We start from the raw sequence: 17,506 nt of genomic DNA on the forward strand, positions 1-17,506 counted from the left end.
TATTTTTAATTTCAAGCGATACGGTCACACTTCCAGGCAAATCTTTTCCGTTCTAATGTAGAATTAAACTTTCTTTTTTTCTCTACTTTAATTTTCGTTTATTTTACTCTCTATTTGATTTTCTGTTTGCTTCAAATTCACATCATATACTTTACTTTCTGTTTGACTACTTTCACTCGAGTTTGTTCCAGATGAATAGTTGATAACGCTATTTGAAACATCATTTAAACTTTTAAAGGCAATAAAAATCCCAACAATGGAGGCAATCATTAATACCATACCACTGCCAACCATGATAGCACCCACTTTTCTCCTCTTTGGGAAAAAAAGGATAATCACTCCGATAATGAATAGAATAAAGGAGAGCCCTCCACCCAAAATCCAAAATACCATATTCTGTCTCCTTCTCTTATTAAAGATTGACTTCATCATATCATTTATAAGACATCGAAGTAAAGATGTGTAACTTAAAAAGCTACAAAACCAAATGGTTTTGTAGCTTTTTTTATACTTCCATAATAATTGGTAAAATCATCGGACGACGTTTTGTCTGTTCAAATAAATAACGATTTAATTTATCGCGGATGTCTTGTTTTAATTTCGCCCATTCAAATTCGTTTTCTTGTAAATTATCCAGCACAATTTTGCTTACAACTTTGGCCGATTCTTCAATTAAATGCTCCGATTCGCGTACGTAAATGAAACCGCGTGAAATAATTTCTGGTCCTGAAATAATCGATTTTGATTTGCGGTTTAAAGTCACCACTACAATAAAGATACCATCTTCAGAAAGTAGTTTGCGATCGCGGAGTACAATGTTTCCAACGTCACCAACACCTAAACCATCAATCAGAGTATTGCCCGCATAAACACGATTTCCCATCGTCATTTTACCAGCCTTATACTCTACAACATCTCCTTTTCCAGCTACAAAAACATTGGTTTTAGGAATCCCAACACTATATGCTAATTTCGCGTGACTAATTAACATACGGTATTCACCATGAACTGGAATAAAATACGTCGGTTTAAGTAAATTTAACAACAGTTTTAAATCATCTTGGCTACCGTGACCGGAAATGAATAAATTGCGACTCATCGTTAAAACACGAGCGCCTGCCCGGTAAAGCATATCAATCGTTTTAGCCATCATCGTTTCAAGCGAAGGGCTTGGCGTAGTAGTAATATAAACCGTGTCACCTGCTTTAATATTTAACTGCGGATGATTGCCTTTTGTCATTTGTTGAAGCGATTGAATCGGCTCTCCTAAATTCCCTGTTTCGATCACAGTAATTTCATGATCTTTATATTTTTTCATTTCTTTCGCAGGAATAATCAAATCATCATCCACGACTAATTTATCTAATCGTCTTGTGATTTCCACTACTCGCTCTAGTTCTTTCCCTATGATAACCACTTTTCGTTTTGTCGCAGCTGAGGCATCAAGGACTTGTTGCAAGCGAATAACGTTTGAGGCCACACAGGCTACAATAATACGTCCTTCCGCCGTTCTAAATGCATGGCGAACCTCTTCTTCAATCTCACTATCACTTGAAGTTGTGCCCGCATGTTCCGCTTCTGAACTATCAGAAAGTAGCGCTAAGACGCCAGATTCTCCAATATCCGCAACAGCGCTTAAACTTGTTTCGTAACCATCTTTTGCAGACTGATCGATTTTAAAATCACCTGTATAAACAATGGCCCCCTCACTTGTATCTACAACAATTCCAACTGAATCAGGAATCGTATGTGTCGTTTTGAAAAAGCGGACACTAGCTTTACCAAATGGGACAACACTATCCTCGTCGATTACTTGGAAGTTTTTAAAGCGAACCTTTTTATATTCTTTTACAGAGGATTTAGCTAGTTCAATCGTGAGTTCCGTTCCGTAAACAGGTGCTTTTACTTTTTGTAATAAATAGGGAAGTGCGCCAATGGCATCTTCATGACCGTGTGATAGAAAAATCGCCTTCACACGCTCCTTATTTTCTTCTAAATATCGGAAATCAGGAATAACCACATCGATTCCGAGTAGTTCGTCTTCTGGGAACATTAACCCTGCATCTAGTATGAAGAGTTCTTCGTCCACTTCTACGACATACATGTTTTTTCCGCTTTCAGCCACTCCGCCAAGAGGGATGATTTTAATCTGTTTCGCTTTTTTTATCGTCAAAGCGGAAACCTCCTTTAGCTTTTTTTCATTTCTTTATAAAGCATTCGTAATTTTTCTGCTTGTTCCTTATTTACATCAACTAGCGGTAATCGAACAGGCCCAACATCGACCCCTTCTTCTCGTAATAAAACTTCGTTGGGGCGGGATTTGGAACGGCAAAAATCCCAGTCATAAGCGGAAGCAACTTCCGGTGAATTTCGGCTGCCTTTTTAACTTCCCCATTTTCAAACGATTGAATCATGTTTTTTAAATCAGGTCCTGCCACATGGCTAAGAACTGAAACAACGCCAGATCCACCAATAGATAAGATAGGTAATGTCAAACTATCATCCCCACTATAAACGGAAAAATCATCCGCTGTTTCTTCAATAATCTTAGAAATATTATCTAAATTTCCGCTTGATTCTTTCACGGAAACAATATTATCCAATTTAGATAGCTGAATGATTGTTTCAGGTTCAATATTCACAACGGAACGCCCAGGAATATTGTAAATCATTATAGGTAAAGGAGATGCTTCAGCAATCGTTTTAAAATGCGCATAAAGACCATCTTGATTTGGCTTATTATAGTACGGCGCAACAATTAATGCCGCATCATAGCCACCAAGTTCTGCGACTTCTTTTGTAAAACGAATCGTTTCTTCTGTATTATTCGATCCCGTACCTGCAATGAGTTTTGCTCGCCCATCATTCGCTTTTACAACTTCTTTAAACAATTTAATTTTTTCATCATGGCTAAGCGTTGGAGACTCTCCTGTCGTACCTGAAACAACAAGCGCATCCGAGCCATTTTCAATTAGGTGATTCACAAGAGCGTGAATACGTTTACGGCAAACCACGTTTTTTTCTGGATGAATGGGTGTGACCATTGCTGTAATTACTTTTCCAAAATTCATTTTTATTCCTCCTAAACGATTTAGGCCATTATTCAAAATCAAGACAAAATGTATCATGCAAAGCATTAACTGCTTCGATTAAATCGGCTTCACTTACTAGAACCCAAATTGTAGTATGACTATCAGCAGATTGCAAAATTTGAATGTTTTTCTTTGCAAGCGCGCGAACAATTTTCGCAGTGACACCTGGTACTCCTGTGATACCTGCACCAACAATCGAAACTTTCGCACACTCCATTTTTGACATCACCATAAAGTCTTGTGCTTTTAAAAGTTTTTCAACGATATCTTTCTTTTCTTCGGGTATGGTGAAGACGATATGATCTGCTGAAATATTGATAAAGTCAAGGCTAATACCTGCATCTGCCAAGATTCGAAAAGCTAGTTCTTGCGTTTTCTGTTCATCCGTTTGAACAGAAACTTGCACTAAATCTGTCACATGTGCAATACCTGTGACAAGTCTTTCTTTAATATCAAAATGTCCAGCATCATTTAAAGAGGCCGCAACAAGTGTCCCTTCTCCGTCCAAATAAGTAGAGCGAATCCGCATGGGGATTTTTGCGGTCATCGCGATTTCAACAGCTCGAGGGTGTATCACTTTTGCACCTTGATAAGCCATATTGGACACTTCTGAATAGCTGACTTGGCGTAAGCTTCTTGCATTCGATACAATACGAGGATCAGCCGTCATCATTCCGTCTACATCAGTAAAAATATCAACATAATGTGCGTTTAAAGCCACTCCGAGTGCAGCAGCCGAAGTATCACTGCCACCTCGTCCAAGCGTTGTCACATCATTTTGTTCATCAATTCCTTGGAAACCAGCAACAACTAGCACATCATGTTGCTCTAAAGAAAGCATCATTCGCTCTGTATTTACTTCTAAAATTTTAGCATTTAAATAGTCAGAGGTCGTATGAATACCTGCTTGTCCGCCCGAAAAACCTTCTGCCTGAACACCAGCTTCTTTTAGCATATTTGTAAAAACGGCGCATGAAATAGTTTCCCCAACGGAGAGCAACATATCTTGTTCGCGGTTCGATAATTTTGTTTTCTTCGCGCCAATTAATTCAAGGAGTGTATCTGTCGCATAAGGGTCGCCGATACGACCAATTGCTGAGACAACGACTACCACCTTGTAGCCATCTGAAACGGCGCGTTTAATGTGTTGAAATGCCATTTCGCGGGTCTCTTTATTTTGAACGGAAGTCCCGCCAAATTTTTGAACTATAATTTTCATGACTTGCACCTCTAAATTAATTCTAATTCTATTAGGCTCTCTGCAATTTGAATGGAGTTCCAAGCCGCTCCCTTAAGTAAATTATCCGATACAATCCACATATGAAGGCCTAGTGGATGATCTAAATCGCGCCGAATTCGTCCAACGAAAACTTCCTTTTTCCCAACAGCAGAAGCCGCTTGCGGATAAGTTTGTGTAGCTGGATTATCCTCTAGTACGACACCCTCTGCTTCTTTTAAAGTCGCCCTCACTTGTTCCACATCAACTTCTTTTTCCACCTCAATATAAACCGACTCCGAGTGTCCTGAAACGACAGGAATTCGAACGCAGGTTGCTGCAACTTGAAGCGAAGCATCTTCCATAATTTTTTTCGTTTCATTCACCATTTTCATCTCTTCGTATGTATAATCATTCTCGGTGAAAACGTCAATTTGCGGCAGCGCATTGAACGCGATTTGATAATGTTTTTTATCCCCTTTTACAGGCATAATTTCAGGTGTAAAAGATTCTTTGTCTAAAATAGCTCGTGACTGTTCTTCTAGTTCCCGAATAGCGGTGACACCAGAACCTGATACGGCTTGATAGGTTGAAACGATTACACGCTTTAATCCCCATTTTTTGCGAATAGGTTCAAGTGCTGCCACCATTTGAATGGTAGAACAATTGGGATTAGCAATAATCCCTTGATGATTTTTTAGCGCAGATTTATTCACTTCCGGCACCACAAGAGGAACATTTTCATCCATTCGAAACGCACTTGTATTATCAATAACAATAGCACCTCGGTCGACAGCTGCTTGAGCAAGTTGTTTGGAAACGGAGCCACCAGCGCTAAACAATGCAATATCAACACCTTCAAAAGATTCAGGTGTAGCTTCTTTTATAGTGATTTCTTCCCCTTTAAAAGAAAGAGTCTGTCCAGCAGAACGAGCGGAAGATAAGAAGGATACTTGCTTAATCTTAAATGTTGCCGCCTCTTCTAATAACTGAATCATTTGAGTTCCTACTGCGCCAGTCGCACCCACAACGGCAATATGATAGCTTTTTGTCATTCATTATTCCTCCTTCAATTCGATTTCTTAAAAGTGTCTCTTGACTTTAAACTCTTTTCATCATACCATAATTCGCACCATTTCGCAGTTCTTTTCCACTTTTTTTATAAAAAAAGACCTCGCCTAATTGGACAGGTGAGGTCTCTAGAATTATTTTTCCGTTTGTTTCGATTGCGCTTGTCTGGCTGCTTGCAAATTATTAATCGGTTGATTCACATTTGATGTTTCTTTTTTCGCTTCCGCGCGTTTTTTCTTGAGCTCAAAGTATTTATCAAACACTTCTTTTGAGATACTCATATTAATTTTACTATCACTATACCCGTCCCGATATTCCCAAGGGACAACAACAGCAATGGCAATTTCAGGTTTTTTAACAGGGGCATAGCCTACAAATGTTGTATTCCATACATCCGCCATTTTAGAACCCGTTTTAGGACCATCATAAAAGCCTTGTGCGGTTCCTGTTTTACCTGCAACATCGTAATCAGAAGAATTAAATACTGTTCTGGCCGTTCCGTTTGAACCATGTGTTACTTGATAAAAGCCATTTTGAACGGTTTTAATATCTGCTTCTGTGACACCTAGCCGATTTAGCACTTTAGGCTCGTTACTGGATGCCACTGTACCGACCGTATCACCCGACGTACTTGGATTGCGAATTTCTTTGACCATGCTTGGTTGAACTCGTGAACCACCATTTGCAATCGTAGCTGAATACTGTGCAAGTTGAAGTGGTGTATAGGAATCATATTGACCGATCGCAAAGTCAAGAATTTTACCTGCTGTGTCGTCTGGACCTTTATAGCCTACTTGTTCGCCTGGTAAATCTATACCGGTACGAATGCCTAGGCCAAATTGATTGTAATAATAACGCATCTTATCAAATGTTGTAAGTGGTGCACGAAGAGGACCATTACGCACATATTTCGCGCCTCCCATTTTCATGGAAACTTGGTACATATAAGAGTTAGACGAGATTTCCAGTGCGCCTACAGGATTTAATGCAAGTGAGCGTTCTCCGTTTCTATTAAACCATGAACTTTTTGGTTTTGTTCCTTTAAAGACGATTGGTTGGTCAACAAAAACGGTATCTTTTGTAATTGCATCGCTCATAATACCGCCTAAAACAGTAGCACCTTTTACAGCAGATCCCATATTATAGGCGGTTGTAAATGTTCCTAGCGAATAATCTTCAAATTCACCTTTATCATTTATTTTTTGTCCGGCAAGGCTTAGCACTTCGCCGCTATAAGGGTCCATTGCCACAACGAATGCTCTGTCAAGTAAGTCAGAACCACCAGCTGATTTCCCTTTTTTTAATATTATTTCGTAAAATTTCTTCTATTGCTTTTTGGAATTCTACATCTACAGAAAGTACGAGGTCTTTTCCTTTCGAACCTTCATTCTTCTGAACGGTTTCAATAATATTTCCTTGGTTATCGAGTACACTTTCTGATTGTGATTTTTGACCTGCTAATACATTTTGGTACTCTGCTTCTAAATAGCTTTTCCCAACGCGGTCATTCCGGCTATAGCCTTGTGATAAATAATACTCGGCCTTTTCTTTTGGAAGTCCTTCTTTAGCAGAAGAAACAGATCCTAAAATTGAGCGTAACGTTTCGTCATACGTGTAGAAACGATTCCAGTCTGTTGTTGTATCAACGCCTGGTAAGCTCTCAAGGTTTTCACTTACGCGAGCAATTTCTTCATCGGTTACATCTTTACTTTTAACAACAGCTTCTGTCATTGCATAACCACTTGTCATTTTTTTATAGATAGTCGCAATGCGTTTGTCATCGGCACTCAGATTAGCTATATCATCTTTTGTTACTTTATCAACTTGAATTTTATATGATTTAGAAGCATCTAACGCCTGTTCTTTTGTTGTCAAGCGATTAAGCGATTCTTCTTCATGAGTTAAAATCCAGTAATCTTTCAAATCACGCTCAGTTAATTTCTCAGGTTCAACCTTAATCATCTTATCTAATTTCTGTGCAACTTGTAATGTCTCAGTTGGTTTCGTTTTTTGACTTCTTGTATACGTAATCGATTTTACGGCTGTATTACCAACAAGTAAATTATAATTACGATCATAAATGACACCACGCGGGACATTTTTTGAGACTGTAACATTTTCAGTTTCTTCAAGTTGTCGTTTATACGTATCTCCTTGGACAATTTGTACAATACCAAGGCGTAAAATGAGTACAGAGAATAAAATAAAAATGACGAAGAAAAGAATATTGAGACGGAGTGGAATTACGGCACGCTTTTTTTTCTTTGAGTTATCTTTCTTTTTTCTAAAATTCAGTTTCACCTATCACAAACCCTCTCTTAAAAGATAATACCTTTTATCATTGTAGCCGAAAACACACAAATTTTCCACCTTCACTGAGTTAGAATTTCATTAAAAATAGTATAAGAAATCATAAAGAGCCGCGACTAGTTCACTAGTCGCGGCTCCTATTGTTATTTTTTTTACTTATTTCGCTGCCTCATATCTTTTTGATACTTCATCCCAATTCACAACATTCCAGAATGTGTCAATATATTCAGGACGACGGTTTTGGAATTTCAAGTAGTAGGCATGTTCCCAGACATCTAAACCTAAAACAGGTGTATACCCATCGCTAAGCGGAGAGTCTTGGTTTGGTAAACTAATAATTTCAAGCTCACCATTTTTCACAACAAGCCACGCCCAACCAGAGCCAAAACGAGCAACAGCTGCATCAGCAAATTTTGATTTAAAATCTGAAAAGCTTCCAAATTTCGCATCAATAGCGGATTTTAGTTCGCCGCTAGGCTCCCCGCCGCCACTTGGACTTAAAATAGACCAAAATAGTGTATGATTAGCATGTCCACCACCATTGTTACGGACAGCTGTACGAATATTTTCAGGGACACGATCCAAATTAGCCACTAATTCTTCAACAGGAAGACTAGCTAAATCGTCATGGCCTTTTAGTGCATCATTTAATTTTGTTACATAAGTATTGTGATGTTTAGAATAATGGATTTCCATTGTTTCCTTATCAAAGTTAGGCTCTAATGCATCATAAGTATATGGTAGTTTTGGTAATTCATATGTCATTCTAAAATTCCTCCTTGAATAATAAAATTTTGATTGTGCGTAAACAAATCAGACTATGTCTATGGACTTAGTAATCCCATTAAAAGGCATGTGACACCTGCCACTTTATCCTATCGCTTACATCTTTTAGACTAGCACTTTCTAAAAGTACATGCAATTTTTCTGCTTGAAATTGATTTTAAGCCAAAATCAAGCTATGATAATAGAGCGAAAGAAGTTGAGATGTTACGCGCTTAATTATTCTCTTCCCTCTTCGAAAAATTTAAAACAAGCTGTGAGGTGCTTACGAAAAAAATGAATATTTTTAAACGTTTTTGGAAGAGCCTTTTTTCTCCCCAAGATATTGCTACATTCCGAAAAGATAAGGTTGGTTCAAGTATTGTTTACATCATCGTACTTACTTTTGTGATGTTTCTTCCACTTGCATATTTTACAACTACAACAATGAATAATGCTCTTGAAGTTGGTGAGAGCACTTTGAAAAATGAAATCCCTGATTTTACAGTTCAAGATGGTAAGCTTGTTACTGATGATTCTTCGGATGATTCTTCGGATGATTCTTCGGTGGAAAATTTACCGATTTCAATTGATGAAGGAAATCTCCATGTCTATTATGATGCAAGTGGTACATTAGATGAAGATGACGTTGATAATAAAATCGGGTCCTTTGACGGGGCTTTTGCGTTTCTTTCAAAAGAAATCTATGTGACTGCAGGAGGTATTTCGCAATCTGTTAGCTATAAAACGCTTGGGATTGAAAATAAAGATGATTTACTTAGCTTATACGCATCTATTACAGATATGTCGAAGATTTTTATTCCTGTTATTTTATTACTTATTTTCTTATTTGCACTGGGCTCCACCTTTTTCCGTGTCGCGTTATTTGGATTATTTGGTTATATTTTAACTGGATTTGGTCGTGGTGGTGTTTCCTACAAAGAAAACTGGATGATGGCGACTTATGCCGTTACGCTTGCCGCTATGTTTACCATGATTATGGAATGGTTACAAATTGTTGTACCGTACGGGATGGAAATTAATTTGGTTGTCACATTAATTGTATTATTCCTTGCTATTCGGTCTATTCCGGCTCAAACGAAGGATGAAAAATAAGATTCAGCAAAAGAGCCATTGGCGTAAGAAAAAAAGGAGCAGAACGGGCTCCTTTTTTTCTTACCAAATTCTAATACTTGAAATCGTGCTTTCCTCCCCAAAAAATGGTATGATACTTAATGAAATTATTTTGAGAACATTATAAAAGGAGCGAATTATCCTTGAACGAGAGAACATTACGTACGGACACCCGCCCCGTAAAAGTTGGAAATTTAACTATTGGCGGCAGTAATGAATTATTTATCCAGAGTATGGCAACAACGAAAACGCATGATGTTGAAGCAACTGTTGCTGAAATTTTACGATTAGAAGAAGCTGGCTGTCAAATTGTCCGAGTAGCATGTCCTGATGAACGAGCTGCAAATGCACTTAGTGAAATAAAGAAACGCATTCATATTCCACTTGTAGCGGACATCCATTTTGATTACCGTTTAGCACTTATGGCTATTGACGCTGGTGTTGATAAAATTCGAATTAACCCAGGTAATATTGGGCGCCGTGAACGTGTTGAAAAAGTTGTGAATGCCGCAAAAGCAAAAGGTATTCCCATTCGTATTGGTGTAAATGCTGGCAGTTTAGAGAAAAAAATTATTCAAAAATATGGATACCCAACTGCAGATGGTATGGTTGAGAGCGCACTCCATCATATTAAGATTCTAGAAGATTTAGATTTCCATGATATCATTGTCTCTTTAAAGGCTTCTGATGTAAATTTAGCCATTGAAGCATATGATAAAGCAAGCCGTGCCTTTAAGTATCCGCTCCATCTTGGTATTACAGAATCAGGTACGCAATTTGCCGGTGGGATTAAAAGTGCAGCCGGTCTTGGTGCCATCTTGAGCCGAGGTATTGGGAATACGCTCCGTGTTTCACTTAGCGCAGATCCAGTAGAGGAAGTGAAAGTAGCTCGTGAATTACTTAAATCCTTTGGCCTCTCTTCTAACGCCGCTACTTTAATCTCTTGCCCAACATGCGGACGAATCGAAATTGATTTAATTAGTATTGCAAATGAGGTCGAAGAATATATCTCCACAATAAAAGCGCCTATCAAGGTAGCCGTGCTTGGCTGTGCTGTAAACGGACCTGGTGAAGCACGCGAAGCAGATATTGGGATTGCCGGCGCCAGAGGAGAAGGACTTTTATTCCGACACGGTAAAATTGTTCGAAAAGTACCTGAAGAAATTATGGTAGACGAACTAAAAAAAGAAATTGACATTCTCGCTGAAGAGTATTTTGCGAAAAAAGCCGCTGAGGAAGCAGCTTCTAAATAAGAAAAAAGAAAAAGTCATTATCGGCTTTTTTCTTTTTTCTTTTCAAAGATTACAAGCATTTCTAAAAAAAGAGAAATATGCTATGATGGTGTATAAAAAAGGAGGCTCCTGATGGAAAAAGAATTAAGCTTTTTAGATGGCGTAAAAGCCTGTCTACCAACAGTACTTGGCTATGTTGGAATTGGGATTGCGGCGGGAGTTGTTGGCAATGCCTCCCATTTAAGCTTCGTAGAAATCACATTGCTTTCTGCGCTTGTTTATGCGGGTGCCGCCCAATTTATTATTTCTGGCTTACTTTTACTCCATAGTCCTATTTCAGCCATTGTCACCACTACATTTTTAATTAATTCACGTCATCTATTAATGAGCACGGCCACAGCACCTTACTTCAAAAAAGATTCTATTTTGAATAATATCGGAATCGGTGCTCTTTTAACAGATGAATCTTTTGCTGTGGCAATGAATCAAGTCAGCAATAAAAAACCGATTAATGCCCGTTGGATGCACGGTTTAAATGTTACAGCTTATCTTACTTGGATAGTCGCATGCTTATTTGGTGCCATTATCGGAAACTGGATGCCAAACCCTGAAATGTTTGGATTAGATTTTGCTCTTACCGCGATGTTTATTGGTTTATTATATTTACAACTTATTAGTGATAAAAGTAAAAAAATAACAAATGCTCTTCTTATCATGGGGACAGTTGCTCTTTTAGTCTATTTCTGCATGCGGCTTATGACACCGGAGCTAGCTATTTTATCCGCTACACTAATCGGTTGTTTGATAGGAGTTGTGACAGATAAATGGCAATCAGTACATACACGCTCGTAGCAATCATCGGCTGTGCGCTTGTCACATTCATTCCACGGGTTCTTCCTTTTCTTTTTATAAAAAAGTTAAGGTTGCCAGATATTTTTATGTGCTACCTTTCTTATGTTCCATTATGTATCTTAACCGCTTTATTTGCTCAAAGTTTACTGACCGAACATGAAAATGCGTTTCCAACCATCAACGCACTACCGTTTTTAGCAGCTATACCAACCATTTTAACGGCTATTTTAACTAAAAATTTATTATGGGTCGTTGTCATAGGAATTATCTCCATGGCCGCCCTACGTTTTTTCTTCTAAAAGGAGGCATATAGATGAACAATCTCAATTTTTGTATGCTTGATTTTGAGACAGCAAATGGAAATCGAACTAGCCCCTGCTCGATTGGTATCGTAAAAGTAGAAAATGGCGAGTTTCGTGATACCTTTTATTCTTTAATTAACCCTGAAGAACCCTTTTATCGCAGGAATATTGAAATCCACGGCATTTATCCTGACGATGTTGCCAGTGCCCCAACATTTCAGGAACTCTATCCCTATATATGCGATTTCATCGGAACAATGCCCGTAACGGCCCATTTCGCAAGTTTTGATATGAGTGTTTTTCGAAAGACAGCGGAAAAATATCATCTTGCTGTACCAGCGAATCCTTATTTTTGCTCATGTATTTTATCGAAACAAATACTCCCGTTAAAAAGCCATCGTTTAAATCAAGTAGCGGATTACTTCAACATTTATTTTAACCATCACAATGCACTTGATGACTCCAAAGCAGCCGCTATGATTGTTTTAAAATTAGCGGAACTTACTAAAACCACAAGTGTCGAAACGCTTATTCACTCTGCCGGATATCGCTTTGGTCAAATGAATGGCACCAGTTTTTCGAAGGCATAAATAAACGCACGTTTTAACTAACTAAAACGTGCGTTTATTTTATTTATTCTGCGCTATTTGAACTAGAGGAAGATCCTGTGTAATCTGCGAATTGCATTTTTTAAATCACTATCTTTGATTTTGATGCCTGCTGCTTTATATTCTTTTTTTAAGAGCTTTTGTCATGTTTTCAGATGTCATTTGAGAATCAATGTACGCTTTTTTCACTTTACTCTTATTCTTTTTCAAAAGAAGTTTTTTCTGTTTTATTTTCAAGCTGGATAATGTGATAGCCGTAAGAAGATTTAACTGGTGCACTAATATCGCCTTTCTTTTTAAGCGCATAGGCAGCTTTTTCAAACGCTTCGTCCATTTCTCCTGGTCCAAACGCATCAAGTAAACCACCATTTTCAGCAGTTGTTGTATCTGTTGAATATTCTTTCGCTAAGTCTGCAAATTTCGCGCCTTTATCTAGTTTTGCTTTCACTTCTTTGGCAGTTGCCTCATCTTCAACTAAAATATGACTTACTGTAATGTTTGGCTCCCACGTTTTATAGTATTCTTTCAATTTTTTTATCTGTTACTTTTATATTTGCTTTGGTTGCCTTCTGAACGAGCAGATTATATTTAATATTATCTTTAAAGCTTTTTTCTGTTAAATTATTTTGTTTTAAAGTAGAGCTAAAACTGTCTCCGTACTGTTCCTCGTATTTTTTATATTCTGCGTTTATCTCTTTAGTTGAAACGGAATATTTGTCGGCTAGTACTTTTTCAAATGTCAGTTTTTGTACAACTTCATCTCCGTAACTTGTTTTCATTGCCTTATATAATTCATCTTGTGTTACATTTCCAGCATCTGTTTCTACTACCGCACTACTTGAACAACCACCTAAAATAAGCGTTGTAGCTGCTGCTAGTACGATAATCGTTTGTTTTAATTTCATTTCATACTTCCTCTCTTTCACTATTCTTCATTATTATAAGCGATAGTTTTGAAAGGATTACGTCATATTTGTGAATTTAATATGAACAAATCTGAAAGAAAAAAACTCAAAGCAGTTCGTAAAACCGCTTTTTAGAATAATCGTTATCTATTTAGCTTGCTTCTTGTTTCAAACAATCTGGACACTTCCCGTATACTTCGAACTTATGCCCTTCAATTTCATAGCCAGGTAAGGCTTCTGTTAAAAAGTCCATTGGGCACATCATAATTTCTTTTGTCTTACCACAACATAGACAGATAAAATGATGGTGATGATGATCATGTGAGCATGCTAGGCGGAAGTTTTTTTCACCGGAAAGCTCTGTCTCTTCAAAAATGCCAAGCTCGACGAAAAGAGAAAGATTTCGATAAATCGTATCGAAACTCACTCCCGGAAAATCATCTTTCATATTTTCAAGCACATCTTTTGCAGTTAAATAACAATTTTTACGGGCAAATAGCTCGATTAGAAATTGGCGTTTGTCTGTATGTTTATAACCTGAATCTTTCATTTTTAAAAGCGCTTCATTCGCTGATAATGCCATTTTCCTCACCTCTTTTCGACAGGATAACACGTAAGCGGATTTTTTGATAAAGCATGGTTAAAATTAAAATAATAACGGAGAGAAGCACAATAGCACCGCCTGGGGCTAAATCTAAATAGTAGGCGCTAACTAATCCAACAATCACTGAAATTTCTCCAAATATAATCGCAATGATAATGGTTTGCTTAAATCCTTTTGCAATTCGAATAGCCGCAGCAACTGGTAAGGTCATAAGCGATGAAACAAGTAAAATACCGACAATTCGCATTGAACTTGCGATGACAAGCGCAACGAGTACCATAAAGATAATATCAAATGCTTTAGCTCGAATCCCTGAAACCTTGGCATATTCTTCATCAAAAGAAAGTAAAAATAGTTCTTTATATAGAAGTAAAATGATAATAAAAACAAAGGTAGCGATGGCCACTATCGTGTACATATCGTTACGACTTACAGCACTGACGCTCCCAAATAAATAGCTAAATAAATCAGTGTTAAAACCATTGGCAAGGGAGATGAAAATAACAGAAAAGCCCATTCCCGCTGACATGATAATGGGGATTGCAAGTTCCTCAAAATGCTTATAAACAGAGCGTAATTTTTCCATTAAAAGCGAACCGGCTGTTGCAAATCCAAATCCTAAATAAAGCGGATTTAAGGCTACGAGCGGGACGTAGGTTTTGCTTAAGAAAAGGCTAACGGCAATACCCGCTAACGTCACATGACTTAGTGCATCGGCCATCAATGACAGTTTTCTAACCACAATAAAACTACCTAATAACGGGGCTACAATACCAATCACAAGCCCCACGATAAAGGTATTTCGGATAAAATCATAATGAAACAGTGTGGCAATCACAATGCGTTCCCTCTCTTTCTCTCTCCCGTACTGTCGCTTCTACTTCACGCTCCTCTAAATAAAGATGATAGTCGCGCGCGCTCCCGTCAAATAGAATCCGTTTATTTAAACTAATTACATGGTCGACATAATTGTTAATGGCAAGCATATCATGTGTCACAAGAATAAGCGTCATTTTCTTAGTTTGATTGAGTTTCCCGAGAAGCGCATAAAACGCCTTGACGTTTTCAATATCGACCCCGACAGTTGGCTCATCTAAAATAAGCATTTCAGGTTGACTAACAAGTGACCGGGCAATAAAAACGCGTTGTTGTTGACCACCAGATAGTTCTCCGATATTACGATATAAAAAGTCAGTCATTGAAACCGTTTTTAAGGCCTCATAAATGGCTTCGTTATCTGCTTTATTTAACATTTTAAAAAGGCCTTTTTTCTTAGTTAAACCACTTGCCACAACTTCCTTTACGGTTGCTGGAAATGCTGAATTAAATGCATTGGATTTTTGGGAAACAAAACCGATTTTTTCATAGTCACGAAATGTGGTTTGTTTTTCTCCAAATAAAGAAATCGTTCCTTTTTGGGTTTTTAAAAGCCCTAAAATTAATTTTAAAAGCGTTGACTTGCCAGAGCCATTTGGCCCAATGATACCTGTAAAGCTTCCTTTTTCAACCGAAAAATGGATATTTTCTAGTATTTCCTCATGATCGTAATGAAAAGAAAGTCCTGATATTTCCACAATTTCTTTCATTTGCAAAACTCCTTTTGCTTCTTTTAAAGCACTTTCCTAGTATAGCGGATTTATGTCGGAATGTAAATCGTAATGAATCTGATTAAGAAAAAAGATTATATTGGTCTCTTTTAGGGAAATGTAGTTTTAGGGGGAATGATGAATGAAATTAATTTGGATGTACTTGGCGTATTTTGTGATGGTTGCGGTCAATGCTTTCGCCAATATCTTGCCTTTAAATGGGGTCACAACGGGTGAAGTGAGCAACCGGTATCAAACTTTATTTACACCTGCCGGATATGTGTTTTCGATTTGGGGCCTTATTTATGTGCTTTTACTGATTTGGCTCATTGGAATGACGATTAAACATTCTTTTGTGACGGAGCAAATTGCCTTTATTTTTATAGCCAGTAGTATACTTAATGCATTGTGGATTTTTATGTGGCATTTTAGTTTTATTTTCTTATCGATTATTGTGATGTTATTGTTACTTTTCTCATTACTTCTGTTTTATGCCTATCAAAAACAAATATCCAAGCGTCGTTTATGGCGTGTCCCGATTTCCGTTTATTTAGGATGGATTTTTGTTGCGACGATAGCCAATATTTGTTATTACTTAAGTGTTTTAGGTTGGACTAGTTTTGAATCGTTCTTAAGCATTCTTTTACTTATTTTGGCGAGTGCTTTCGTTTTAGTCTTTCGCTATAAAGAAAATGATTTTGTTTTACCATTAGTTTTTGTATGGGCCTTTGTCGGCATTTTTCTTCGTGATCTTTCACTTGCATCACTTGTTGCCTATACAGCGCTCATCATGGCGATTCTCATTTTTATACTCAATTGGTTCCGTTTGAAACAATACAAATAAAAAATCCCACTAGCGGTAGAAACTTCTACTGCTAGTGGGATTTTCTTATGAATTACTTCGAAAAAATTTCGGTTAACACAGGGACAACTTGTTTTTTACGTGATACAACGCCTGCGAGTTTTGTTTTACCATCTATTAGTTTTACTTTATAAGCTTCTTCAATCGCATTTGTTTCAGTTCCCATAGCTACTCCGACTGAATCGTTTGTTAAAATATTCGTGATGACGAATAAATATAAGTCTAAGCCTTTATCCGCGATGGCTTTTTGAATGACTGGTTCTACTTCATTCATACGCGTCAAGACATCTTCTTCGTCTACTACATTAATTTGGGCGATTTCAATCTTATGGCCGTTCATATCGAATTCTTTCGCATCTAATAAAAGCTCGGCGACTGATTTTTTACTTACATCGGCGCCCGCACGAAGCATTTCCATGCCGTAAGCTTCTAAGTCAATGCCCGCAATACTAGCTAATTTTTCTGCCGCAGTACGGTCTTCTGCTGTTGATGTTGGGGATTTAAATAGTAAGGTATCCGAAATAATGGCTGAAACCATGAGCTTCGCCACGACTTTTGAAATCTCTACATTTTTTTCAGCAAAAAGTTTTAAAAGAATGGTAGCTGTACAGCCAACTGGTTCTGCTCGGTAATAGAGCGGATCAGCTGTCTCAAAATTAGCGATACGATGATGATCGATAACCGTATGTATTGTTACATCACTTATGTCATCTGCACTTTGTTGCGCCTCATTATGGTCCACTAGGCACACAGTATTCACTTCATTTGAAACCGTTTGGACTAAACGCGGTGCATCAATTCCCGCACTTTTTAAAACAAATTCCGTTTCAGAATTTAATTCACCTAATCTTACAGCTTCCACATCAAGACCTTCTGCTTTTTTTAGTTCACTTAGAGCTATCGCCGAACAAATTGTATCAGTATCAGGATTTTTATGTCCAAAAACTAACATTTTTTCCATCTTTTTCTC

Annotated in this window: 15 protein-coding genes and 3 pseudogenes; 6 read left to right on the forward strand and 12 right to left on the reverse strand. The window is 37.7% G+C overall.

All coding sequences use genetic code 11. The features are described from left to right. Positions 1-87: 87 nt before the first annotated feature. From LFLEISCH_RS15925 to LFLEISCH_RS09195, 7 genes and pseudogenes are all read right to left on the reverse strand, one after another. Positions 88-306 carry a hypothetical protein gene (locus LFLEISCH_RS15925; RefSeq protein WP_241432896.1) on the reverse strand — a complete coding sequence of 73 codons (219 nt, stop codon included), beginning with the start codon at positions 304-306 and terminating at the stop codon, positions 88-90. Positions 307-505: 199 nt separating this feature from the next. After that, on the reverse strand, positions 506-2,173 hold the full coding sequence (locus LFLEISCH_RS09170; protein ID WP_007475724.1) for a ribonuclease J: 1,668 nt from the start codon (positions 2,171-2,173) through the stop codon (positions 506-508). A 14-nt stretch (positions 2,174-2,187) separates the two neighbouring features. Then, positions 2,188-3,071, reverse strand: a pseudogene (dapA, locus tag LFLEISCH_RS09175) (4-hydroxy-tetrahydrodipicolinate synthase). A 28-nt stretch (positions 3,072-3,099) separates the two neighbouring features. Then, positions 3,100-4,311, reverse strand: coding sequence for an aspartate kinase (dapG, locus tag LFLEISCH_RS09180; protein WP_007475729.1), 1,212 nt, complete (start codon positions 4,309-4,311; stop codon positions 3,100-3,102). An 11-nt stretch (positions 4,312-4,322) separates the two neighbouring features. Next, on the reverse strand, positions 4,323-5,363 hold the full coding sequence (locus tag LFLEISCH_RS09185) for an aspartate-semialdehyde dehydrogenase (RefSeq protein ID WP_007475730.1): 1,041 nt from the start codon (positions 5,361-5,363) through the stop codon (positions 4,323-4,325). 150 nt (positions 5,364-5,513) lie between these two features. Beyond that, positions 5,514-7,680: pseudogene (locus tag LFLEISCH_RS09190) on the reverse strand (peptidoglycan D,D-transpeptidase FtsI family protein). Between the two features lie 165 nt (positions 7,681-7,845). Next, positions 7,846-8,454 carry a superoxide dismutase gene (locus LFLEISCH_RS09195; protein WP_007475732.1) on the reverse strand — a complete coding sequence of 203 codons (609 nt, stop codon included), beginning with the start codon at positions 8,452-8,454 and terminating at the stop codon, positions 7,846-7,848. Between the two features lie 294 nt (positions 8,455-8,748). On the opposite strand from LFLEISCH_RS09195, the gene LFLEISCH_RS09200 reads away from it, so the two are divergent. From LFLEISCH_RS09200 to LFLEISCH_RS09220, 5 genes are all read left to right on the forward strand, one after another. After that, positions 8,749-9,567 carry a DUF1189 domain-containing protein gene (locus tag LFLEISCH_RS09200; RefSeq protein WP_007475734.1) on the forward strand — a complete coding sequence of 273 codons (819 nt, stop codon included), beginning with the start codon at positions 8,749-8,751 and terminating at the stop codon, positions 9,565-9,567. 161 nt (positions 9,568-9,728) lie between these two features. Further along, positions 9,729-10,838: a flavodoxin-dependent (E)-4-hydroxy-3-methylbut-2-enyl-diphosphate synthase gene (gene ispG / locus LFLEISCH_RS09205; protein ID WP_007475735.1), complete on the forward strand. Its 1,110-nt coding sequence runs from the start codon at positions 9,729-9,731 to the stop codon at positions 10,836-10,838. Positions 10,839-10,949: 111 nt separating this feature from the next. After that, positions 10,950-11,669, forward strand: coding sequence for an AzlC family ABC transporter permease (locus tag LFLEISCH_RS09210; RefSeq protein ID WP_007475738.1), 720 nt, complete (start codon positions 10,950-10,952; stop codon positions 11,667-11,669). Then, a complete protein-coding gene (locus LFLEISCH_RS09215) occupies positions 11,642-11,968 on the forward strand; it encodes an AzlD domain-containing protein (protein ID WP_007475739.1) in 327 nt (108 codons plus the stop codon). Before LFLEISCH_RS09210 ends, LFLEISCH_RS09215 begins: the two co-directional genes overlap by 28 nt. 14 nt (positions 11,969-11,982) lie before the next feature. Further along, positions 11,983-12,561: a 3'-5' exonuclease gene (locus LFLEISCH_RS09220; protein WP_007475740.1), complete on the forward strand. Its 579-nt coding sequence runs from the start codon at positions 11,983-11,985 to the stop codon at positions 12,559-12,561. A gap of 43 nt (positions 12,562-12,604) precedes the next feature. Here the strand turns inward: LFLEISCH_RS09220 and LFLEISCH_RS09225 are convergent. The 4 genes and pseudogenes from LFLEISCH_RS09225 to LFLEISCH_RS09240 all read right to left on the reverse strand — a co-directional run bounded on the left by LFLEISCH_RS09225 (position 12,605) and on the right by LFLEISCH_RS09240 (position 15,674). Next, positions 12,605-13,484, reverse strand: a pseudogene (locus LFLEISCH_RS09225) (peptidylprolyl isomerase). Between the two features lie 151 nt (positions 13,485-13,635). Then, on the reverse strand, positions 13,636-14,067 hold the full coding sequence (locus LFLEISCH_RS09230; RefSeq protein ID WP_007475743.1) for a Fur family transcriptional regulator: 432 nt from the start codon (positions 14,065-14,067) through the stop codon (positions 13,636-13,638). Continuing rightward, positions 14,048-14,926 carry a metal ABC transporter permease gene (locus LFLEISCH_RS09235; protein WP_007475744.1) on the reverse strand — a complete coding sequence of 293 codons (879 nt, stop codon included), beginning with the start codon at positions 14,924-14,926 and terminating at the stop codon, positions 14,048-14,050. Before LFLEISCH_RS09235 ends, LFLEISCH_RS09230 begins: the two co-directional genes overlap by 20 nt. After that, positions 14,901-15,674: a metal ABC transporter ATP-binding protein gene (locus LFLEISCH_RS09240; RefSeq protein ID WP_007475746.1), complete on the reverse strand. Its 774-nt coding sequence runs from the start codon at positions 15,672-15,674 to the stop codon at positions 14,901-14,903. The genes LFLEISCH_RS09235 and LFLEISCH_RS09240 overlap by 26 nt, the downstream gene beginning before the upstream one ends. Before the next feature lie 142 nt (positions 15,675-15,816). Between LFLEISCH_RS09240 and LFLEISCH_RS09245 the strand changes: the two genes are divergently transcribed. Continuing rightward, on the forward strand, positions 15,817-16,518 hold the full coding sequence (locus tag LFLEISCH_RS09245) for a tryptophan-rich sensory protein (protein WP_007475748.1): 702 nt from the start codon (positions 15,817-15,819) through the stop codon (positions 16,516-16,518). A gap of 52 nt (positions 16,519-16,570) precedes the next feature. On the opposite strand, the gene LFLEISCH_RS09250 is transcribed toward LFLEISCH_RS09245, so the two are convergent. Beyond that, positions 16,571-17,497, reverse strand: a complete 927-nt coding sequence (locus LFLEISCH_RS09250) for a manganese-dependent inorganic pyrophosphatase (RefSeq protein WP_007475750.1) — start codon at positions 17,495-17,497, stop codon at positions 16,571-16,573. Between the last annotated feature and the right edge of the window lie 9 nt (positions 17,498-17,506).

It is taken from the genome of Listeria fleischmannii subsp. fleischmannii LU2006-1, from assembly GCF_000344175.1.
Classification (GTDB): Bacteria; Bacillota; Bacilli; order Lactobacillales; family Listeriaceae; genus Listeria; species Listeria fleischmannii.